This is a genomic window from Pseudomonas sp. TWR2-1-1, from assembly GCF_049897045.1.
Classification (GTDB): domain Bacteria; phylum Pseudomonadota; class Gammaproteobacteria; order Pseudomonadales; family Pseudomonadaceae; genus Aquipseudomonas; species Aquipseudomonas versuta.
The window spans coordinates 369,738-386,847 of sequence record NZ_JAFCVM010000003.1 but is presented as its reverse complement, the minus strand read 5'-3'; the positions used below and the strand labels follow the sequence as shown (position 1 = coordinate 386,847).

General features: G+C 59.0%; 11 protein-coding genes and 1 pseudogene. 10 read left to right on the top strand and 2 right to left on the bottom strand.

Features of this window, described 5'->3' with window-relative positions; translation table 11 throughout:
- Positions 1-123: 123 nt before the first annotated feature.
- The 9 genes and pseudogenes from bcsE (at position 124) to bcsC (ending at position 13,930) form a co-directional block, all read left to right on the top strand.
- Positions 124-1,616: pseudogene (gene bcsE, locus ACP7BO_RS09955) on the top strand (cellulose biosynthesis protein BcsE).
- Positions 1,613-1,813 (top strand): cellulose biosynthesis protein BcsF, encoded by a 201-nt coding sequence (gene bcsF, locus ACP7BO_RS09950; RefSeq protein ID WP_426209983.1) that lies wholly within the window; start codon positions 1,613-1,615, stop codon positions 1,811-1,813. The pseudogene bcsE and the gene bcsF overlap by 4 nt, the downstream one beginning before the upstream one ends.
- The gene (gene bcsG / locus ACP7BO_RS09945) at positions 1,800-3,446 is read left to right on the top strand and encodes a cellulose biosynthesis protein BcsG (protein ID WP_426209981.1); all 1,647 of its coding nucleotides are present in this window, start codon (positions 1,800-1,802) and stop codon (positions 3,444-3,446) included. The genes bcsF and bcsG overlap by 14 nt, the downstream gene beginning before the upstream one ends.
- Positions 3,416-3,655 carry a cellulose biosynthesis protein BcsR gene (bcsR, locus tag ACP7BO_RS09940; protein ID WP_060692593.1) on the top strand — a complete coding sequence of 80 codons (240 nt, stop codon included), beginning with the start codon at positions 3,416-3,418 and terminating at the stop codon, positions 3,653-3,655. The genes bcsG and bcsR overlap by 31 nt, the downstream gene beginning before the upstream one ends.
- Positions 3,652-4,374, top strand: coding sequence for a cellulose biosynthesis protein BcsQ (gene bcsQ / locus ACP7BO_RS09935; protein ID WP_426209979.1), 723 nt, complete (start codon positions 3,652-3,654; stop codon positions 4,372-4,374). The genes bcsR and bcsQ overlap by 4 nt, the downstream gene beginning before the upstream one ends.
- The gene (gene bcsA, locus ACP7BO_RS09930) at positions 4,371-6,977 is read left to right on the top strand and encodes a UDP-forming cellulose synthase catalytic subunit (protein ID WP_397456827.1); all 2,607 of its coding nucleotides are present in this window, start codon (positions 4,371-4,373) and stop codon (positions 6,975-6,977) included. Before bcsQ ends, bcsA begins: the two co-directional genes overlap by 4 nt.
- The gene (bcsB, locus tag ACP7BO_RS09925; RefSeq protein WP_426209977.1) at positions 6,974-9,295 is read left to right on the top strand and encodes a cellulose biosynthesis cyclic di-GMP-binding regulatory protein BcsB; all 2,322 of its coding nucleotides are present in this window, start codon (positions 6,974-6,976) and stop codon (positions 9,293-9,295) included. The genes bcsA and bcsB overlap by 4 nt, the downstream gene beginning before the upstream one ends.
- Before the next feature lie 4 nt (positions 9,296-9,299).
- The gene (bcsZ, locus tag ACP7BO_RS09920; RefSeq protein ID WP_397456830.1) at positions 9,300-10,412 is read left to right on the top strand and encodes a cellulose synthase complex periplasmic endoglucanase BcsZ; all 1,113 of its coding nucleotides are present in this window, start codon (positions 9,300-9,302) and stop codon (positions 10,410-10,412) included.
- Complete coding sequence (gene bcsC / locus ACP7BO_RS09915) at positions 10,400-13,930, top strand: cellulose synthase complex outer membrane protein BcsC (RefSeq protein WP_397456832.1); 3,531 nt, start codon at positions 10,400-10,402, stop codon at positions 13,928-13,930. The genes bcsZ and bcsC overlap by 13 nt, the downstream gene beginning before the upstream one ends.
- 357 nt (positions 13,931-14,287) lie before the next feature.
- Here the strand turns inward: bcsC and gorA are convergent, their stop codons facing one another.
- Together gorA and galU are read right to left on the bottom strand one after the other, a co-directional pair.
- Positions 14,288-15,646, bottom strand: coding sequence for a glutathione-disulfide reductase (gene gorA, locus ACP7BO_RS09910; protein WP_426209974.1), 1,359 nt, complete (start codon positions 15,644-15,646; stop codon positions 14,288-14,290).
- 131 nt (positions 15,647-15,777) lie between these two features.
- Positions 15,778-16,617: a UTP--glucose-1-phosphate uridylyltransferase GalU gene (gene galU, locus ACP7BO_RS09905; protein WP_060692608.1), complete on the bottom strand. Its 840-nt coding sequence runs from the start codon at positions 16,615-16,617 to the stop codon at positions 15,778-15,780.
- A gap of 284 nt (positions 16,618-16,901) precedes the next feature.
- On the opposite strand from galU, the gene ACP7BO_RS09900 reads away from it, so the two are divergent.
- The gene (locus tag ACP7BO_RS09900; RefSeq protein WP_060692610.1) at positions 16,902-17,090 is read left to right on the top strand and encodes a hypothetical protein; all 189 of its coding nucleotides are present in this window, start codon (positions 16,902-16,904) and stop codon (positions 17,088-17,090) included.
- The last annotated feature ends 20 nt before the right edge of the window (positions 17,091-17,110 follow it).

The following is a 17,110-nucleotide window of genomic DNA, read 5'->3' as shown; positions in this document are numbered from 1 at the left end:
TTGCAGAAACGGGACAATACCTCCATAACATGGAACATATTGAAGCCCGATATCCTTGGGGGGACGTTACGCTTGGTTCAAATCAGTTTGGCTATCCGTGGATTGCTTGATCAACAAATTGTAGTGCGTGCAGGTGGCGTGTATTGGGTGACCGTGGATCAACCGGCTGATGCAAGGCTGTTGGCCCGACAATTTCTTGAAGCGATACCCGAACTCGTACCTGCGACCCTGATTTGTTGTGCAGGCGATGTACAAAGCATCACCAATGAGATGGCTGCCGATCTGGGCCCGGACAAACTGCGGCTGTTTGAAATCCCCCAGTCCAAAGCCGAGCAAGGGCTCGCCACGTTGACCCGGGACATGGGCCGCGTAGGTATCGCCGCCAACAGCCAGGTCACTTTAGTGCTGCCTGCAAGTTGCTGGGCAGAAACCACCACTGCAAAACATTTGAAGCACTGGTGTCAGCGCCTGCACCAGTGGTTGCAGGCACGAAATGCAACCTTGTTGGTGATCACCCACGGCGAAGCCGCGCTTCTGCAAGCTGAGCTGGTAGAACTCAACGAGACTTTGTCCGGTCTGGGGCGCCTGTACCGCTATAACGGTGTGATCCGTTACCAGCTGCACTTTTGGCACAATGACATGGGGGTCACGGCAGGCCAGGAGTTCAAACTCGCGATACAGGGCAATGCCCTGACGCTGATCCCGGACACCGCTATCGATTTGCAGCCACGGGTCGCTGACGACCAGCACCTATACCTCGCCGAACGCGCCGTACTCGAAGGCACTCATCACTGTCCAAACACTGGTATTTGTTTGAAACCCGTGAGGCATTGCTCAACGAAGCCCGGACTGCCAGGCAGGCCACGGTTATCGTCGGGATCGACAACAGCCATCAATTGCTAGACCTGGCCCAACAGCTGCACGATTTGCGCGAACAATGCGGCCCGGACCTGAAGATCGTTGTGCGCGAAATGGAACCTGCCGTTCGTTACCGCGACGAACGCTTGCTGCTGGCCTGCGGGGCCAACCTGATTGTTCCGGACGGCACGCTGCTCTCGCGTTTCTTGAGCATGATCGAAAGCGTTCAGGGCCAGCGCTGGCAGTACAGCCAGAACAGTGACTTTGCGACCTTGCTTGAGCGCCAGCGGCCGCCAGACATTCGCGGCCTGGTGAGCCCACGAAAATTCTTTGAGGCCATCGAGCAGATCTATAACGACAACTCAGGTGAAGTGACCCATCAACTGGTCAGGTTCCAGCCGGTTCCCGGGCTGGATGACGAACTGTTCCTGAACCAGATGTGCCTGCGCCGCTTCGGGGATTTTGCATGTTTGCTGGGTGGCGACCTGTACTTGTTTCTGTTTGCCTGCCGCGCCGACGGACTGGACCCGGCGTTGGGGAATATTTGCCGGCTGCCATGGCGCGATCTGTTTCTCCAGCGTCAGGTGCTGGCCGGGATCGACGATTTACCTCGGGAAGCGTTCCTGCAGGCCGAATCAATACCTGCACATCTGAACATTCCGTTTGAAAACACCGTAATGGCGACACCTGCGGCCGGTAGCCGTATGCCGTTAACTGCGCAACGCACCATTTTGCCTATTCGTGAGTTACAACCATGACGTTCCTTGAGCTGATTGATGTCATTGTCCTGACCTGCGTGGTGACCGTGCTGCTGACACTGTTCGCGCAGCGCATCCGTGCCTTCTTGAAAAGTCATTTTGAACAGTACCTGTCACCCCGTTATCTGAAATCGCGCGGCGTTCGACGTCGTGCGCCCGCCAGTCCTTCTTTGAGAGCGCCCGATGAGTCTGTATAAGCCTGCCACCCCGGCGCAAAAAATTGCCGGCACCTGGCGGGGGCTGGGGGCCTGGAACGTTTATTTCCTGGGCAAATTCCTGCTGACCTGGACCGGTCACCTGAACTTCCAGGTATTGCCTAATCTGATCTTCGCCTTGGTGTTGCTGATCCCTATCGGCCACCCAATGCTGCGCCGCGCCCGAACCCTGATTGCAATTCCCGTGGCTGTTGCGCTGTTGTATCAGGACACCTGGTTCCCTCCGTTCGCCCGCCTGCTGGCGCAACCCGGGGTGCTGGATTTTTCTTTCGACTACATCGTTGAATTGCTGGGTCGTTTTATCGACTGGCAAGTCTGCGCCCTGCTGCTGCTGTTGGTTGTCGGTTATCTATTTCTCAACCAGTGGCTACGCCTGACGACCCTGACCCTCCTTGGTTTTGCCTGGGTAGGCATGGGCACCCTGCAATTGCTGATGCCACCTGCCGCAGATCAGCCAATGGCCAACACCCAACCCGGCCAGAGCACTGCCCCGAGCAGCGGCGGTGAACCCGACGATGCGACGCTTAATGGCTATCTGGACAAGTTCTATCTTGCAGAATCAACCCGCAAGGTCGAGTTCAAGGAACCTGCGGTCAAACCGCCGCCGTTTGACCTGCTGGTGATCAATATTTGCTCCATGGCCTGGGACGATCTGGATGCCGTGGGCTTGCGTGACAATTCGTTGTTCAGCCAGATGGATGTGATTTTCGACAACTTCAACTCAGCCACCGCTTACAGTGGCCCGGCAGCAATCCGCTTGTTACGCGCCAGTTGCGGCCAGACATCCCACGCTCAGCTGTACAAGCCGCCCGCCGATCAGTGCCTGTTGTTTGATGACTTGCGCAAACTGGGTTTCTCGGACGAATTGATGCTCAACCACACCGGCGAGTTCGACGGCTTTCTTCAGGAAGTCCGCGAGCAAGGTGAGTTGCCAGCGCCTGCGCTCGGGGTTATTCCGGCGGGTTTGCCACGTACCTATGTCGGCTTTGATGGTTCGCCGATCTGGCGCGACCGTGATGTGTTGAGCAAGTGGTGGCAACACCGCCTGAGCGAGAACCAGCCCAATATGGCGCTGTTCTATAACACCACCACCCTGCACGACGGTAACCGTCAGGTGCAGTCCGATGGCGGCACCCAACCTGCCGACTACAGCAGCCGGGCCCAGGTCTTGCTGGACGACTTGAACTCGTTCCTCAAAGAACTGCAGAAAAGTGGACGGCGGGTGGTTGTAGCCATCGTGCCCGAGCACGGTGCCGCGCTGCATGGCGACCGGATGCAGATCTCCGGCATGCGTGAAATCCCGAGTGACTCCATCACCCACGTTCCGGTCGGCATCAAGCTGATCAATATGGGCGACAACGGGCAAACCGTGCCGGTCCATGTCACGGAGCCAAGCAGCTATCTGGCGGTTGCCGAAATCATTGCCCGCCTGTACGCAGACCCTGAATTGAGCACTGGCCAGACAGTGGACTGGTCAAAATTGCTGACCGACCTGCCTCAGACCGCGAAAGTATCGGAAAACTCAGGAACTGTCGTACTCGACTACAACGGCAAGCCTTATGTGCGAATCAAGGAGAACGGTGGATGGCTACCCTACCCACAGAAGCTCAAATAAGCGCCGATATCCTTTCGCGCAAAGAGCGGGCTGATGACATCACCCGTCTTAAATCAATGATCGACTTGCCGTCGCTCAATTATGTCGACGTCTCGGCACAAATGGAGCTGCTGCAAGCCTTTGAACGGTGGCCGCTGCTGGCACATGTGGAAGAACAGCAAAGAGCGCAACCTCTGGACCTGAGCAAGTCCACGGAGCAACGTCCATGATCTGTGTGAGCCTGCGTGGCGTGCGCGGCGGAGTCGGTACCAGTTCGACCCTGGCGGCCCTGGGTTATGCGTTGCATCAGTTGGGGCAGAAAGTCCTGGTGGTCGACATGTGCCCGGAAAACACCCTCGGGTTGCACTTCAACCTGAACCTGGGCCATCGCGAGGGCTGGGCTCGTGCAACTCTGGACCAGCAACCCTGGCACGAACAGGCATGGGCCATCGAACCCGGCTTATGTGTACTGCCCTATGGTCAACTGGACGCTGGCGAAAGCGCGCAACTCGATGCCTTGCTGCTGCAAAGCCCCGAGCTCTGGAGGCAGCGTCAGGCGTCTTTGGCCGAAGCATTCGACTGGATACTGTTCGATCTGCCCCAACGCTTGCCGGGGCATAGCGCAAACCCGCACTGCGAGGTGGTGATCACAGTGCTCAATGCCGATGCCGGTTGCCATGTGCTGTTGCAGCCGCAGCTAGACAACAGCCCCATCTTTCTGGTCAACCGATACGACGCAGCCAGTCAGTTACAACGAGACCTGGTGCTGATCTGGCAACATCGTTATGCGCGCTTCCTGCTGCCCATCAGCCTGCATTCCGATGAGGCCGTAGGCGAGGCTCTGGCCCGGCGCGAACCGGCAGGCCGTTATGCGCCGGGCAGCCTGATATCCCAGGATATTCTCAGCCTGGCCAGTTGGTGCCTGTTGCGCGGCCGGAGGCTTGAATGATCGAGCACTGGTTTCCTTACGCCCGATTGCGCCGCGAACAGAACTGCACCCGTATCACGGCCTTTGTCATGGCCATGATTCAAGCACTCGGCTGGATCTTCCTGCGCCTCGAATCGCCAGGCTGGAAAGCGTTGCGTGAGCAACGTCGGCGTTTGTACCCGCACCTGGCCGACAAGCCTGCGACCATTGGCGACCCGCTGCGTTATGCGATCCAGAGCCTGTGGTTGCTGCTGGTTCGTCCCGGCGAGCATAACCGCAGCCTGCGCCAGAACAGTCTGAGCAAGGGTATAGGCTCTGTGCTGCAATCTCTGCTGCGCATTGTGCAGCAGCCATGGAACCTGCTGTCCAATGCGTTTGAGCGGTTACCCACGACAATCAGCCCGCAAGTGAATAAAAGCTCACGCTGGTGGAACACCATGGGCTGGCCCCTGCGCAAGGCCCTTTACATAGCCATTGGCTTGCTGGCGACTGTGCTGATTGTGATCTGCGTAACCGAACCCTTCGGTTATCTGGCACAACTGGTGTTCGTTGTATTGCTGTGGGGCATTGCCATGCTCGTGCGGCGTATCCCGGGGCGCTTCCCTACCCTGTTGATGATTGCCCTGTCAGTCATCATTTCGTGCCGTTACCTGTGGTGGCGCTACACCTCGACCCTGAACTGGAACGATTCGCTGGACCTGGTGTGCGGTCTTATTCTGCTGCTGGCAGAAACTTATTCCTGGCTGGTGCTGATCCTGGGTTACGTCCAGACCTCTTGGCCGCTCAATCGTAAACCGGCGCAATTGCCGCGCGATACCAGCCAATGGCCCACGGTCGACCTGTTGATCCCCACTTACAACGAAGAGCTCTCGGTTACCCGCGGCACCGTGTATGCGGCACTGGGCATCGACTGGCCCAAGGACAAACTGCGTATTCATTTGCTCGATGACGGCAACCGCCCGAGCTTCAAATCGTTCGCCGAAGAAGTGGGCATCAACTACATCGCCCGAACCGACAACCGCCACGCCAAGGCCGGCAACCTGAACCATGCCCTGACTCAGATTGACGGTGAACTGGTGGCGATTTTTGACTGCGACCACATGCCCGCCCGCTCCTTCCTGCAATTGACCGTGGGCTGGTTCCTGCATGACCCCAAGCTGGCGCTGGTGCAGACACCGCACCACTTTCTGTCGCCGGACCCGTTCGAGCGTAACCTCGGCACATTCCGCAACCGCCCCAACGAAGGCGAGCTGTTTTACGGCTTGATCCAGGACGGTAACGATATGTGGAACGCCGCGTTTTTCTGCGGCTCTTGCGCCATTGTCCGGCGTAGCGCGATCGACTCGATCGGTGGGTTCGCGGTCGAAACCGTGACCGAAGATGCACACACCGCTCTGCGCCTGCATCGCAACGGCTGGAACTCGGCCTATTTGAGTATCCCGCAAGCGGCGGGCCTGGCCACAGAAAGCCTGTCGGCGCACATCGGCCAGCGGATCCGCTGGGCACGTGGCATGGTGCAGATTTTCCGCACGGACAACCCGCTGTTCGGTAAAGGCCTGACGATCTTCCAGCGTATTTGCTACACCAACGCCATGATGCACTTTCTGGTTGGGCTACCGCGGATCGTGTTCCTCACGGCGCCGCTGGCCTTTCTATTGCTGCACGCCTACATCATTTACGCCCCGGCGCTGATGATTCTGCTCTACGTATTGCCACACATGATCCATGCCAGCCTGACCAACTCGCGGATGCAAGGCGCCTATCGCCAGACATTCTGGGGCGAGGTGTACGAGACCGTGCTGGCCTGGTACATCGCGCGGCCTACTACCGTCGCCCTGTTCAGCCCGTCCCGCGGCAAGTTCAACGTCACCGCCAAGGGCGGCATGATGGAGGAGAACCAGTTCGACTGGCAGACCGCCAAACCGTATCTGGTGCTGTCGCTGCTCAACGTGGTCGGCCTGGGCTTTGCCGTATGGCGCCTGTTCTACGGACCCAAGGACGAAATCTTCACTATTTTCGTCAGTGTGCTGTGGGTGATTTACAACCTGCTGATCATCGGTGCTGCCGTGGCGGTGGCCGCAGAAGTACGCCAGGTGCGCCACACTCACCGCGTACAGACCCGCTTGCCGGGGGCGATCAAACTGAGCGACGGGCACAGCTACCCCTGCGAACTGGTGGACTACTCCGACGGCGGGGTCGGGCTGCAACTCAGTCAACCCCTGCCATTGCCGGTCGGCACCCAGGTGTCGCTGATTCTGCAGCGCGGCAAACGCGAGTTTGTATTCCCCGGCAGCCTGACGCGCTCCAACGACATGTTCATGGGCTTGAGTTTCGCCCGGTTGGCGCCTGAACAAAAAATCGAGTTCGTGCAGTGCACCTTCGGCCGGGCCGATGCCTGGCTCGATCACAACAGCGGATTCGAAGCCGACAAGCCGATCCAGAGCCTCAGAGAGATTCTCGCTCTGGGCGCCAAAGGCTATTACCGCCTTTACCAATACCTGCCTGCCTGGGTGCGCACGATTGCGCGTCCGTTCATGCGAGTTCTTCAGTGGCTGGGCAGCTTTTTGCCGCGCATGCCCAAAGCGTCCACCCCTCTTATCTCCCGGCCGGTGAGCAGATCATGAGTCGATTTTCCAAAAAAGCTTTTTTCACAAGCCTTGCGCTAATGACCTTTGCTTCACAGCTGATGTCAGCACCGCTGCCATTACCGGGCAGCTCGCCTGCGCCAATGCCCAAGCCGCCCGTGGTGGACCCCAGCCAGCCACTGCCAAGCTGGCCGGTGACCCGCACGTTTGAGCAACTGGGACGTGCCACCGACACTCTGCTGCTGGGCATCAACAGCTCGGAGCAAGTGGAGTTCACCCTGCGCCGCGACCGGATAGCCAGCGATGCAAGCCTGCAACTGGAATACACGCCTTCGCCATCGCTGATCCCGACCATTTCGCATATTCGGGTGTACCTCAATGACGTGCTGATGGGGGTATTGCCCATTGATAAAGATCAGCTGGGGCGCAAAACCACTCAGAAGATGGCCCTAGATCCGCGACTGATTTCGGACTTCAACCGGGTCCGCCTGGAGTTTGTCGGCCACTACACCGATATCTGCGAAGACCCGGCCAACAATACCCTGTGGGTCAATATCAGCCGCTCCAGCAGTATCACTCTGCAAGAGCAGGCGCTGAGCCTGACCAACGACCTGGCGTTTTTCCCGCTGCCGTTCTTTGATCCGCGCAACAGCGGCAAACTCGAACTGCCGTTTGTGTTCGCTGCCAACCCGACCCTGGGCGAACAAAAAGCCGCCGCTATCCTGGCGTCGTATTTCGGTAGCCAGTCCAACTGGCGCGGGGCGAGTTTCCCGGTGCTCTACGATGCCCTGCCAAGCGTGCAGAACAAGGAAGCCACGCAACCCTCGGTAGTGTTCGCCACTAATGACCACCGCCCTGCGTTCATGAGCGACCTGGAAAAATTCCCGGCCGTGACGGCCCCTGTGGTCGAATTGATCGACCACCCGGATGCGCCTTACAGCAAAATCCTGCTGGTCATGGGTCGAAACGAAGAAGACCTGGCCGTCGCAGCCAAGGCGCTCGCCCTGGGCGGCAACCTGCTGCGTGGATCGCGCGTGACCATCGACAAGGTCGAAGAACTGCAGCCACGCAAACCCTACGATGCCCCGGCCTGGATGCGTACGGACCGCCCGGTGCGCTTTGCCGAGCTGATTACCTACCCTCAGCAGCTACAAGTCAGCGGGCTGCAACCGCGCCCGATCACCCTGGATGTGAACCTGCCGCCCGATCTGTTTGTGTGGCGCAACCAGGGCATTCCGCTGCGCACCCAATACCGTTACACCGCACCTTCGGCCAACGATGATTCGCGCCTGAACATCAGCCTCAACGAACAGTTCATCACCAGTTTGCCGTTGCTGCGCAAAGACACCAGCAGCCTTGAAGAACTGCGCCTGGCGGTGCTGTCCAACGACACGGCCAATGCCAACGACAAGTTGGTTGTACCGTCGCTTAAAATCGGTGACCGCAACCGCCTGCGCTTCGACTTCAACTTCGCCAGTACCGTGGGCAGCGCCCAGCGTGATCGTTGCCAGACCATCCTGCCGGCCAATACCCAGGCCATCATCGATGAAGACTCAACCATCGATCTGTCCGGTTATCACCACTACATCAGCATGCCTGACCTCAAGGCCTTCGCCCGCAGCGGCTTCCCGTTCAGCCGCATGGCCGACATGTCGGAGTCGATCGTGGTGGTTCCGGACACAACCTCGCCGACCCAAATCAGCACACTGCTGGAAGCCGTAGCCGGGATTTCTGCCCGCTCCGGCTATCCGGCCTTTGGTTTACGCCTGACGAATGACTGGCAGGCAGCCTCCAAAGAAGACGCAGACTTGCTATTACTGGGGCAAATGGCTCCGGACATGCGCGATAACCCCGACCTGAGTCTTCTGCTGCAACGCCAGCGCGACATGCTGGTACAGCCTTACGGCAACACGGCGCTTGATGCCAATAATCGCCGCGGCCCTTCGACTAATGAGCGCAGCACGCCGGCAAACCGCACCGAGGTCACGGCCCAGGCGCCGATTGCCGCCATTTTGGGCATGCAGTCACCTCACCATAACCAGCGCAGCATCGTCGCGTTGCTGGGTAATGACGACGCCGACTACAACCTGCTGCGTGAAGCCATTAGCGATAGCGGCAAAATGGATGCCGTGTCAGGCTCTGTTGCCCTGATTCGCAGCAGTGGGGTCTATAGCCAGCTGGTGGGTGACCAGTACTACGTAGGCAACCTGCCGTGGTTCCTGCTGCTGTGGTATCAACTGTCGGAGCATCCGGTGTTGCTGGCGGTCCTGGCGGTCATCAGCGTACTGCTCACCGCTTTCTTGCTGTGGCGTGCCCTGAGCTGGGCGGCCAACCGTCGTCTGCACAAGGATGACTAAAGCCATGCGACGTGTTGCAGCACTTGCACTGTCCGTGACCCTGGGGTCTTTGCCCCAGGTAGCGAGCGCTGCAGCCTGTAACTGGCCCGCCTGGGACAGTTACAAGAAGGCCATGATGAGTCCCGACGGGCGCATTATCGATCGCTCGTCGGCGCAGATGATTACCACCTCGGAAGGGCAAAGCTACGGGCTGTTTTTTGCCCTGGTCGGTAATGACCCGAACAGCTTTGCGAAGATACTGGCCTGGACGCGCAACAATCTGGCCGGGGGTGATCTTGATATGCACCTGCCCGCCTGGCAGTGGGGGCGCTCCAAGGCCGGTAACTGGCAAATACTCGATAGCAACAACGCGAGTGATGCTGACCTGTGGATCGCCTACAGCCTGCTGGAAGCCGGCAGGCTGTGGCAGTGGCCGGCTTATGTCGCGCAAGGGCAAAACATGCTCTGGCGCAGCGCCGCACAAAGCCTGCGCAAGTTGCCCCGGCTGGGCGTGATGCTGTTGCCCGGAGATGCCGGGTTTGACAGTGCTCAGGGCTGGCGCCTGAACCCCAGTTATATGCCGCCGCAACTGCTGGCCCGCTTTGCACAAATCTCACCGGTGTGGGCCGAGCTTGCGAGCAATCAGCAACGCCTGCTGCTCGAAGGTTCGCCCAAAGGTTTTGCCCCGGACTGGCTGCTGTGGAAAACCGATGGCGGCTGGGCTGCGGACACCAAGGAGGGCAGCGCGGGTGACTACGATGCGATCCGCGTCTACCTGTGGGTCGGCATGCTGGCTCAGGACGCGGCCAATCGCCAAACCCTGCAACAGCACTTTGCACCCATGGTCAATCTGACCCAAACCCTGGGTTATCCGCCAGAGAGCGTAGATGCCCTAACCGGCACCTACACCGGTACCGGCCCTGTGGGCTTCTCTGGCGCCCTGCTGCCGCTGCTCGCCAGCGCCGACTCCCCGGCGCTGGCGGTCCAGCAGGCACGCGTGCAACAGGAACCGCCCGCGGCGGATGCTTATTACAACCAGTCGTTGCTGCTGTTCGGCCAGGGCTGGGATCAACAACGCTATCGCTTTGACAAGGATGGTCGGCTCAGTCCAGCGTGGGCGAACACATGCAAAAATTAACGACATTGGCATTTTTGCTCGGCGGCTTGTCCACAGTGGCCATGGCCCAACCGGTCAACGTGCAGGACCAGCAGCAGTGGTTGCTGGAGCAAGTACGTATCGGTGAAGCCTTGTACCGCGAAGATCTGGTACGCGACTCACTGGCGCGCCTGAGCCTGATCGCTCCGAACAATCCGCAGGCGCTCGTCGCCTCGATCCGCCAGGCGTTGCTGGACAAAAATCCGGGGCTGGCAAACCAGCGCCTCGCGCAATTACAAGCCGTCGCTCCCGATTCTGCAGCACTGCGCCAGGCCCAAAGCCTGATGAAACTGCAAGACCCGCAAAGCCAGAAGGCCCTGCAGCAGGCCCGCCTGTTTGCCGCCGCAGGCAGACCGGACGAAGCCGCCGCGATTTTCGAGCAACTGTTCGGCAATGACCCTCCGGATTTCAACACATCTCTTGAATACCTGCGCATTCGCAGCAACATCGTCGGCCAGCGGCCCAAGGTGATCGAGCAACTGCGGGCGCTGGACAGCCAGTACCCGGGTAACGTCGGCTTGCGCCAGACCCTGGCTGATTTGCTGTTCAGGGAGAAACGGGCCCCCGAAGCGCTGGTGGTGCTGCATCAGCTGTCAACAGACCCGCTGGCCAGCAACGCAGCGGCCGAACGCGAATACCAGTACCTCAACACCCTGCCTGTTGATCGCTCCACTGCCCAGGCCTGGCAGGCTTTTGTGGGCCGCTACCCGACCTCGCCACTGCTTGGCGAAGCCAACAAAAATCTGCAGACCCAACAGCACTTGCTCGGTGATCCGGCATGGCTGGCCGGCGCCCAGGGCAAGCAGATGATTGATCAGTCGCGCAACCCTGTGGCGGCTGAAGGTCTGTTGCGCCGTGCGCTCAAGCAATACCCCGATGACCCGACCCTTTACGGAGCACTGGGCATGGCCCTGTTTCGTCAAGGCCGCTACCAAGAGTCCAGCGCCAATTTCGCCACCGCCCGGACCAAGGATCAAGACACTTCCAATATCAGTAAATGGCAAGACCTGATGGATGCCAGCCGCTATCGGATGCTGCTCAGCCAGGGCGACAAGGCGCTGGAGCAAAACAATTTTGCCGTGGCACGCAATGCCTACCAGCAAGCACGCAAAGCCAAACCCGGGGACGCCGACCCGCTGATAGGGCTTGCAGGCGTTGCCCGCGGTGAGCACGACGATATCCAGGCTGAAGCCTTGCTGTTGCAGGCCCGCCGGCTGGAGCCGGGCAATGGTGGCGCCGTGCGCGGTCTGGTGCGCCTGTACACCGCGCAATCACCGGACAAGGCCAAAGCCTTCCTCAATAGCCTGCCCCCTGCCAGTCAAAAGGAATATGCCGGGTTGCGCCAAAGCATGGAGCTGGACGAGCTCAACCGTCAGGCCGATGCCGCCAGCGCGCACAAGGACTGGCCACAGGTGGTTGCACTGCTGAGCAAGATTCGCAGTTTGACCCCCGACGAGCCCTGGCTGACCTATCGCCTGGCCAATGCCCAGCGCGAAATCAATCAACCGGGCGCAGCCGACGACAGCTTCAAACAGCTCATGCAACGCCAGGGCAAAAATCCGGAGGCGCTGTACGCGTATGCGCTTTACCTCTCGAGTACCGACCGGGATGCCAGTGCCCTGAGCACTCTGGAACAGTTGCCCAGGGCGCAATGGACTGATGCCATGCGCGAACTCGATGCACGCTTGCAACGCAACGTGCTGGTCGCCCGGGCCGACAGCCTGCGTGCGGCCGGACAAGAGCCCCAGGCAGTTGCCTTGCTGATGCAAAACCCCGACAGCGATGACTTGATGACCGTTGCCAGATGGGCCCAGGAGCGCGGTGACTTTGCCAGGGCGCAAACCCTGTACGCTCAGGTGCTGACAAAAGAGCCTGACAACACCAACGCCCGGTTGGGGCAAATCGAAACCCTGATTGCCAGCAAGCAACTGCCAGCGGCACGCCAGCTGTTGGCACAGTTCAAGCCGGCTCCGGGCGTGGTTCTGACCCCGGCGCAACAACGGCGGGTGGCCAATGCCTGGACCGACGTGGGGGAACCCGACAAGGCCAGAGCCATGTATGCCGAACTGCTCAAGACGCCCCAGGCCGACCCGCTGATGTACCGCGATGCGGCACGCTTGATCTCCGCTACCGAACCTCAGCAAGCCCTGGACTACTACGCCAAAAGCATGGCCGGGGCCGGGCTGCTGGCACCAGAACAGGCCAGCCCGCGGGACGATCGCGCCATGACCATGGCCAGTCGTGAAAAAGACGATGACCAATGGCTGGCGCGCAGCCTGCGCAGTGATGTGGATGAACTGTACCAGCGGCAAAACCCGACGCTGCATCTGTACACCGATTATGGCTGGCGCTCGGATAACGCCTCGCAGGGCACCTCTGACACCGATACCCGGACCACCATCCTGCAACTGGATTTGCCGGTCGCCGATGGCACCGGCTTTATGCGGGCCGAGCAAATCAACATGGATGCAGGGGCTTTCAAAGCCGATCCGGACGGTCTCGTGCGTGAGAATTACGGCACCTGCGGGGTTGCCGTAAGACGCAAGGGTACGACCGGGCCGGACTTCTCGGGCTGTGAGGACCGCTCGCAATCGGCCAACGGCACGATGATGGCGGCCGGCTGGAAGAACGAGACGTGGAACGTTGATATCGGCCGCACGCCAGATACGTTCAAAGTGCCTAACTGGCTGGGCGGCGTGGCATACAGCAGCAAGATCGGCTCAGTGGGCTGGACTCTGACCGGATCGCGTCGGCCTTTGAGCAACTCGATCCTGTCGTATTCCGGTGCAACCGACCCGAATACGGGCGTTACCTGGGGGGGTGTGACCTCCAACGGCGTGACCCTGAGCCTGAGCCACGACGAAGGCGGTGTGGACGGTGTTTGGGCGAGTCTTGGGCAGCACTGGCTGGTGGGCAAAAATGTCGAGGACAACCACAAGAACACCGCCATGGCGGGCTACTACTATCGCCTGGTCGAGCGCGCCGATGAACGCATGCGCACCGGCCTGACCGTAATGTACTGGAGCTACGACAAAGACCTGAGCGAATACACCCTGGGCCAGGGCGGGTATTACAGTCCCCAGCAATACTTCTCCATTGGCGTACCACTCAACTACGCCTTTCGTACGCCAAATTGGTCGGTATCCCTGGAAAGCTCGGTGGGTTGGTCGTACGCACAAACCAAGTCCAACGACCTCTACCCTCTGAGCGGGCTGAACGACAAGATTCTGCACGCGGTCGATCAGGCTGGCTACGAGCTGTCGGAAGGGCTGGGGCAGACGTCGGGGGGCAACAGCAATGGCATCGGCATTCGCCTGCAAGGGCTGGTAGAACGCAGGCTGACGGACAATCTGGTGCTGGGCGGTGGCTTGCTCTATCAACACAGTGAAGGCTACGCGCCAAGCCGGGCGATGCTCTACCTGCGGTATACGTTTGATACCTGGCAAGGCAACCTGCCGATGCCGGTACAACCGTTGATTCCGTACGCGGACTTCAGGTAGCCGTAGCAGGCTTTGCCCTGATCCTGTGGGAGCCGGCTTGCCGGCAATGCTGTGGCCCCGGTCATTCTGGAGTACCGGGTCGATATCATCGCGAGCAAGCTCGCTCCCACAGGGGGCGTGGTGGGCATGCTGGCCTTGTGGGAGCCGGCTTGCCGGCGATGCTGTGCGCCCGGTCGTTCTGGATCACCGGGTCGACATCATCGCGAGCAAGCTCGCTCCCACAGGGGTCGTGGTGGGCATGCTGGCCTTGTGGGAGCCGGCTTGCCGGCGATGCTTTGGCCCCGATCATTCTGGAGCACCGGGTCGATATCATCGCGAGCAAGCTCGCTCCTGCAGGTTGGGAGTTGAACCCGGCTGTTAACCCTTGACCGGTGTACGCATGGTCACGAACTCTTCGGCAGCCGTCGGGTGCACACCGATGGTTTCGTCGAAATGCTGCTTGGTCGCTCCCGCTTTCAAGGCAATCGCCAGCCCCTGCACAATTTCCCCGGCCTCAGGTCCGACCATGTGACAGCCCAGCACTTTGTCAGTATCGGCATCTACCACAAGCTTCATCAACGTGCGCTCCTGACACTCGGTGAGGGTCAGTTTCATCGGCCGGAAGCTGCTCTCGAAGATTTGTACCTTATGCCCTTCTTCGATGGCTTGCTCTTCGCTCAGTCCCACTGTGCCGATATTCGGCAAGCTGAATACCGCCGTCGGGATCATCTTGTAGTCCACCGCACGGTACTGCTCAGGCTTGAACAGGCGACGGGCAACGGCCATGCCTTCAGCCAGCGCAACCGGCGTCAGTTGTACCCGGCCAATCACGTCGCCAATCGCCAGAATCGACGGTTCGGCGCTTTGATAAAGGTCGTCGACCTCAACGAAGCCGCGTGTGTCGAGTTTGACCGCGGTGTTCTCCAGCCCCAGGTTATCCAGCATCGGACGACGTCCGGTGGCGTAGAACACGCAATCGGTGATCAGCTCGCGCCCATCCTTGAGGGTGGCTTTCAAGCTGCCATCGGCCTGCTTGTCGATACGCGCAATATCGGCGTTGAATTGCACGTCCATCCCGCGCTTGAGCAACTCTTCGTGCAGGTGCTTGCGCACCGCCCCGTCGAAGCCGCGCAAGAACATCTCACCGCGATACAACAATGAAGTCTCGGCGCCAAGCCCGTGGAAAATCCCGGCGAACTCCACCGCAATGTAACCACCCCCTACCACCAGCACGCGCTTTGGCAGCTCTTTAAGAAAGAACGCCTCGTTGGAGCTGATCGCGTGTTCGTGGCCCGGGATCTCAGGAATCTGCGGCCAGCCGCCGGTAGCGATCAATATGTGTTTGGCCGTGTAGCGCTGGCCATTGACCTCCACTTCGTTGGCACCGGTCAGTTTGGCGTGACCTTCCATCAAGGTGACGCCACTGTTGACCAGCAAGTTGCGGTAGATGCCATTGAGACGATGAATTTCACGGTCCTTGTTGGCGATCAGGGTTGGCCAGTCAAAGTTCGCTTCCCCCAGACTCCAGCCAAACCCTGAGGCCTGTTCGAAGTCGTCGGCAAAATGTGCACCGTAGACCAGCAATTTTTTGGGTACACAGCCGACGTTAACGCACGTCCCGCCCAAATAGCGGCTTTCGGCGACCGCAACTTTCGCGCCGAAACCTGCAGCAAAACGGGCCGCACGCACACCGCCGGATCCCGCACCAATTACAAACAAATCAAATTCGTAGGCCATTTCTATCTCCTGGGCAGGCCATCAGCATAATCAGTTAAACGCGATTGACCAGCACCGGTGTAGCCGAATGTGAAAAAACGAAAAAGCCACCCGCAGGTGGCTTTATCTTGAAACTTTACAGACTGGGGCTATTAGTAAGCCTTGCCAGTTTTGTAGAAGTTCTCGAAGCAGAAGTTGGTGGCTTCGATGTAGCCTTCAGCACCACCGCAGTCAAAGCGCTGACCTTTGAACTTGTAGGCGATTACGCAACCGTTTTGTGCCTGTTTCATCAAGGCGTCGGTGATCTGGATTTCGCCACCTTTACCCGGCTCGGTCTGTTTGATCAGGTCGAAGATATCCGGCGTCAGGATGTAACGGCCGATAATGGCCAGGTTCGAAGGTGCATCTTCCGGTGCCGGTTTTTCAACCATGTTGCGCACGCGGTACAGATCATCGCCGATCATTTCGCCAGCGATCACGCCGTACTTGTTGGTTTCCTGTGGATCAACTTCCTGAATCGCAATGATGGTGCAGCGGTACTGGTTGTACAGCTTGACCATTTGCGTCAGAACGCCGTCGCCTTCCAGGTTGACGCACAAGTCGTCCGCCAGAACTACGGCAAAGGGTTCGTCGCCGATCAACGGGCGGCCGGTCAGAATTGCATGACCCAGGCCTTTCATTTCGGTTTGACGGGTGTAAGAGAACGAACATTCGCTCAGCAGGCGACGGATACCAACCAGGTACTTCTCTTTATCGGTGCCCTTGATCTGGTTTTCCAGCTCGTAGCTGATATCGAAGTGGTCTTCCAGTGCGCGTTTGCCACGTCCTGTCACGATGGAAATTTCGGTCAAGCCAGCGTCCAGTGCTTCTTCAACCCCGTACTGGATCAGTGGCTTGTTCACCACCGGCAGCATTTCTTTAGGCATGGCTTTGGTCGCTGGCAAAAAGCGAGTGCCGTAACCGGCTGCTGGGAACAAGCATTTCTTGATCATATGAGTCCTTAAAAGGGCTGTACGTTCGAATTTTGGCGCAGTCTAATCAGGCGGCATCGACGTTACAATGCCTCCCGAGAGCAAACTGATGCCAACATAGAGAAAATTTGCGCAAGTTAGTTCACTTATTGCTTATTTTTCATATCCGCAACTGCCCGGCGCAACCTGCGACTATGCCCCGAGATTTTGTGAGTTGTCTGGATAAAGCAGCCATAACCCGAACTATAAGCACTGAATTGGCGTTATTATTGCGCCCACTCCCCTGCCAACAAGGCCAGCGCATCATGTCCGCCACAAACAGTATCAACGGTTATCTGATAAAAAATGTCAGCCCAAATGAATGGTGGATTAGCGACTCTTCCGAAGAAAAAGTGGCCGGCCCGTTCGAGTCAGAACAAGCAGCCATAGAGGTTGCCTCTGTACTGCAGGACCAGCCGACACCTGCCGCCCGCCGGCGCAACAGTAAATCCTGATTCTTTATTTCTCGAAGACT